This is a genomic window from Fulvivirga aurantia (assembly GCF_009711475.1).
Classification (GTDB): Bacteria; Bacteroidota; Bacteroidia; order Cytophagales; family Cyclobacteriaceae; genus Fulvivirga; species Fulvivirga aurantia.
In genome coordinates this window covers 1-1313 of sequence record NZ_SMMD01000251.1, presented here as the reverse complement: position 1 = coordinate 1313, position 1313 = coordinate 1, and the positions used below count along the sequence as shown (strand labels likewise).

Annotated in this window: 2 protein-coding genes; both read right to left on the bottom strand. The window is 43.0% G+C overall.

Annotated elements, in window-relative coordinates:
* Positions 1-830 (bottom strand): PorP/SprF family type IX secretion system membrane protein (locus E1176_RS00890; RefSeq protein ID WP_155208707.1); only part of this gene is annotated, 830 nt, incomplete at its 3' end.
* 11 nt (positions 831-841) lie between these two features.
* Positions 842-1313 (bottom strand): T9SS type B sorting domain-containing protein (locus E1176_RS00885; protein WP_155208706.1); only part of this gene is annotated, 472 nt, incomplete at its 5' end.

Genomic DNA, 1313 nt, shown 5'->3' with positions numbered 1-1313 from the left:
CTGCGTAAATCGGTGGTAGTAGCAAAATCATAAGCATACCCAAATTGTAGTTTTTCAGTAACCTGAAGTTGAAACAATGCATCAAATGAATCGAAAGACCTCCAGGATACACCCACCCAGATCACTTCATTGATTAATAAATTTGCATTTAAATCAATTTGAAGGGGTGCACCATCAACAGCTTTTACCAAAACATTGGGCTTAAGCTTCAAGTTCTGGTCTATATCCAGCACATAACCAGCCTGAGCAAAATAATGTCTCACGATCTTAGCGTCTGAATCTTCATTGTCCTTATCAAATGCAGTTTCGATCAATTGAGGGGCTGAAACTCCTGCATAGAACTTATCAGTTGTATAATAAGCTCCGAAACCAACATTAGGATGAAACTCCCTTACATCTCCCGTTGCAAAAACTGGATTAGTTTCAGAAACTTCGCTGAACCTGGCATCGTATGAGGTAAAACCTCCCTGTAGACCGAGCGCTATACTGCTTCCATTTACAAAAGGTATTTTGTAGGAATAAGAAGCGTAGGCTCCGGTTTGTTCTGTAACACCTATTTTGTCGTGTAACACGAGGAGCCCCAGACCTATTCGATTATTAAAAACCGGGGAGTGAATGCTGAGTGTTTGGGTGCTAGGTGCACCATCAATACCCGTCCACTGCTCTCTGGCCATGGCTGTAACACTAATGGCCTCATGACTACCTGCATATGCTGGATTGAGTGCAAGACCATTAAACATATACTGTGTGAACATCACTTGTTGCTGACCATAGGAGGCAAATCCTACAGTCAACAAAAGAATGACAAGTGTTATTTTAATATTCTTCATCTTACAATTAATTATCGTTTGACTATTACATATCCAGTTACAGGCTTACTACCATCACCCAGGTCGATCACGTAGAAGTAGGTACCGTCAGGCACGTCCGTTCCGATGAGCAATCTTCCATTAGCAACGCCTGTCCAGGCATTATCATCATTATTATATCCTTCGGTTTCAAAGACGAGGTTACCCCATCTGTTGAACACCTTCACTGAGTTATCAGGGAAAGCTTCGATACCTTCAATAACCCATGTACCGAACTGGCCACTTCCCGGAGTGAAACCTTCACTTGGGTCAAGTCCGCAGACGTCAGAATCAAGATAGTTAGGCACTCCGTCTTCATCACAATCATCATTGGTAGGATCACCATCTGTGTTGTCATCTTCTCCTGCAGTAGGTATACCATCGCCATCATCATCAGTGTCCAGATAATCCGGTGTACCGTCTCCATCAGTGTCGTCATTGGTAGGATCACCATCACCGTCTACA